Origin of the sequence: Dankookia rubra (assembly GCF_004355005.1) — a bacterium.
Lineage (GTDB): Bacteria > Pseudomonadota > Alphaproteobacteria > Acetobacterales > Acetobacteraceae > Paracraurococcus > Paracraurococcus ruber_A.
Window position 1 is genome coordinate 1 of record NZ_SMSJ01000203.1, and the last position, 3820, is coordinate 3820.

2 protein-coding genes and 2 pseudogenes are annotated in these 3820 nt (G+C 71.2%); all 4 read right to left on the bottom strand.

The window, feature by feature from the left end:
• A pseudogene (locus tag E2C06_RS35755) lies at positions 1–198 on the bottom strand (phosphoglucosamine mutase); the annotation flags it as partial.
• Between the two features lie 163 nt (positions 199–361).
• Positions 362–1426, bottom strand: a complete 1065-nt coding sequence (gene folP, locus E2C06_RS35760; RefSeq protein ID WP_133293290.1) for a dihydropteroate synthase — start codon at positions 1424–1426, stop codon at positions 362–364.
• Between the two features lie 8 nt (positions 1427–1434).
• Positions 1435–3360: an ATP-dependent zinc metalloprotease FtsH gene (gene ftsH / locus E2C06_RS35765; protein WP_133293291.1), complete on the bottom strand. Its 1926-nt coding sequence runs from the start codon at positions 3358–3360 to the stop codon at positions 1435–1437.
• 105 nt (positions 3361–3465) lie between these two features.
• Positions 3466–3820, bottom strand: a pseudogene (locus E2C06_RS38275) (hypothetical protein); the annotation flags it as partial.

Consider the following 3820-nt stretch of genomic DNA (forward strand, 5'->3'; position numbering starts at 1 on the left):
GGTCAGCGCCGGCTCCAGCATGTAGCCCGAGATGCGGGTGTCCTTGCCGATGACGACGCGGTGGCGATGGGTGCCGCGGTTGAAGAAGCGCCCGGCCGCCTGGCCGAGGCGGAGCGCGGTCGCGGCATCCATGGGCGCCTTGTTGGCGGTGCCACGGATGCCATCGGTGCCGAAGAGGCGACGGGGAGGTACGGTCATGGCGGCCCCAATGCGCGGCGGGCGAGACCTGCCGAACCGGAGATCCGGCAGGCCTCGCAAGCCTGGTGTCTGCCGAGCAGGCCGACGCCCCCGGGCGTTTCCGCCCCGCGGCGATCTGCTTCAGGTCAGGGCATGAAGTAGCGAAGTGCGCGCCCGCGGTCCATCAACCCGTGCGGTCATCGGGCGCCGCGCCGCTGGCCGCGGCGCGCCAGGTGGCCAGCGCCTGCACCGTTTCCGCCACGTCGTGCACCCGCAGGATGGCGGCGCCGCGGCTGGCGGCGAAGACCGCGCCGGCGACGCTCGGCACCATGCGCGCCGCGGCCTCCGGCAGGCCGGCGATGCGGCCGAGGAAGCGCTTGCGCGACAGCCCGACCAGCAGGTGGCAGCCGAGCCCGGCCAGGATCGGCAGCCGTTCCAGCAGGGCCAGGTTGTGTTCCATGGTCTTGCCGAAGCCGATGCCGGGATCGATGGCGATGCGCCCGCGCGGGATGCCGAGGCGTTCCAGCGCCTCGACCCGGTCGCGCAGGAAGCGGGCGACCTCCAGCACCACGTCGGCGTAGCGGGCCTTGGCCTGCATGGTGCGGGGCTCGGTGCCGGGCATGTGCATCAGCACCACCGGCGCGGCGGCGGCGGCGACCACCTGCGGCGCGGCGCCGTCGTGGCGCAGCGCGGTGACGTCGTTGACGATCTCCGCCCCGGCCTCCAGCGCCGCCGCCATGGTGGCGGCATGCCGGGTATCGACCGAGACGGGCGCGGCGCGGGCGAGGTCGCGGACCACCGGAAGGATGCGGCGGATCTCCTCCCCGGGCGAGACGGGGGCGGCGCCCGGCCGGGTGCTCTCGCCGCCGATGTCGAGGATATCGGCCCCGGCTTCCAGCATGGCATGGCCGCGGGCGACCGCGGCGGCGGCATCCGTCCCCAGCCCGTCGCCGGAGAAGCTGTCGGGGGTGAGGTTGACGATGCCCATGACCAGGGGGCGGCCGGGCTCCGGCGGCTCGATCCCGGCGAAGGGCGGGGGACGGCGGGTCAGCGCCGGCAGCAGGTCGTGCCAGTCCTCGGGGATCGCCTGCGCCGGGTGGATGCCGCGGTCGGCGCCGGCCTCGATCAGCCGCACCAGGCAAAAGGCCAGGTGGCCGCCCTGCAGCGGCAGGGCCAACCCGTCGCGGGCCGCAAAAAAAGCCGCCGGGCCCTCGATGAGGCCCAGCGGCTCGATAAACCTGTCGCCCACGGCGCGCCCTAGGTGGCGGGCGCCGGCCCCGGGTTCAGCCCGCCCGGGGTCGGGCGCGGGGCCCGGCCGCTGGTCGGGACGCTGCCGCGGCCCTGCGGCACCGGCTCGTCCGGCCGGTTCCGCACGATCGGCTCGCCGCGGATGATCTGCTTGATCTCGTCGCCCGACAGCGTCTCGTGCTCCAGCAGCCCCTTGGCCAGCAGGTGCAGCTCGTCGATGTTCTCGCTGAGCAGCTGCTTCGACCGCGCATAGGCCTCGTCGATGATGCGGCGGATCTCGCTGTCGATCTGCCGCGCCGTCTCCTCGGACAGGTTCTTCGACTGGGTGACGCTATGGCCCAGGAAGACCTCCTGGCTGTTCTCGCCATAGGCGATCATGCCGAGCTTGTCGGACATGCCCCATTCCGTGACCATCATCCGGGTCTGGTTGGTCGCCATCTTGATGTCGCCGGACGCGCCGTTCGACACCTTGTCGGAGCCGAAGATCAGCTCCTCGGCGACCCGGCCGCCCATCGCCATGGCCAACTCGGCCAGCAGCTTCGACTTGTGCTTGGAATAGCGGTCGCCTTCCGGCAGCGACATCACCAGGCCCAGCGCCCGTCCCCGCGGGATGATCGTCGCCTTGTGCACCGGGTCGCATTCCGGCAGCTTCATCGCGCAGAGGGCATGGCCCGCCTCGTGATAGGCGGTCATCCGCTTCTCGTCCTCGGACATCACCAGCGAACGCCGCTCGGCGCCCATCATGACCTTGTCCTTGGCCTGCTCGAACTCGTGCATGCCGACGGTGCGGCGGCCGGTGCGGGCGGCCAGGAGCGCCGCCTCGTTCACCAGGTTGGCGAGGTCCGCGCCGGAGAAGCCGGGCGTGCCGCGGGCGATGGTCTTCGGGTCCACGTCCGAGGCCAGCGGCACTTTCCGCATGTGGACGCGGAGGATCTTCTCCCGGCCCATCACGTCGGGGTTCGGCACCACCACCTGGCGGTCGAAGCGGCCGGGGCGCAGCAGCGCCGGGTCCAGCACGTCCGGCCGGTTGGTCGCGGCGATGATGATGACGCCCTCGTTCGACTCGAAGCCGTCCATCTCGACCAGCATCTGGTTGAGGGTCTGCTCCCGCTCGTCGTTGCCGCCGCCGAGGCCCGCGCCGCGGTGGCGGCCCACCGCGTCGATCTCGTCGATGAAGATGATGCAGGGGGCGTTCTTCTTGCCCTGCTCGAACATGTCCCTGACACGCGATGCGCCGACGCCGACGAACATCTCGACGAAGTCGGAGCCGGAGATGGTGAAGAAGGGCACGTTCGCCTCGCCGGCGATGGAGCGCGCCAGCAGGGTCTTGCCGGTGCCCGGCGGGCCGACCAGCAGGCAGCCCTTCGGGATCTTGCCGCCGAGCCGCTGGAACTTCTGCGGATCGCGCAGGAATTCCACGATCTCCTCGAGCTCGGACTTGGCTTCCTCGATGCCGGCGACGTCCTCGAAGGTGACGCGGCCCTGCTTTTCCGTGAGCAGCTTGGCCTTCGACTTGCCGAAGCCCATGGCACGGCCGCCGCCCGACTGCATCTGCCGCATGAAGAAGACCCAGACGCCGATCAGCAACAGCATCGGGAACCAGGACAGCAGGTAGTGGAAGAGCGGGTTGACGTCGCTTTCCTCGGGCCGCGCCACGACGCGGACTCCCTTCTCGGTCAGCTTGCTGACCAGGGCGGGGTCTTCGGGGGTATAGGTCTGGAAGGTGCGGCCGTCCGAAAGCTGGCCGCTGACGGTACGACCCTGTATCACCACATCGCGAACATGCCCGGCCCCGACTTCGTTGAGGAAGTCGGAATAGGCGACCTGCTGGGCGCCGCGCTGCGCCGAGCCACTGGGCTGGAACAGGTTGAAGAGCGCGACGAGCAGCAGCGCCACGATGACCCAAAGCGCCAGATTGCGGCCGAAATTGTTCACCGATTCACATCCCGTTTCCGCCATGGCCCCGCAACGGGCCATGAACCCTTGGGCGTCATGCCCGCGATCCTGCCGATCTTTGATATAGGGAGCGAGTCCCGGCAGTTAATGGGCAACAGGACCCCGCCAATCGGCCCCCCCGGCGATGTCACCAGCGCCCGGGGCGAACACGACTGGAAAGGCCGCGCAGCTTTGCCGGTCAGGATAGCCGAGGAATGGCACCGCGACCAGCGCGGCGTGGTGGCGGATGGCCGGCAGGGCCGCAACAATTGCGGCGGGCAGGCCGGGCGCCAGCGGCCGCAGCCGCGCGGCCTCCCCGCCCAGCGCGCCCAGGCTGCAGCCGGGCCGGCCGGCGGCCGAAAGCCGGAACCGCTGGTCCCAGATGGCGCCGGCCAGGGCCGCCACCGGGGCGGCCACCGCCCCGGGCTCCCGCAGCAGCAGCCAGCGCCCGCCGTGCGGC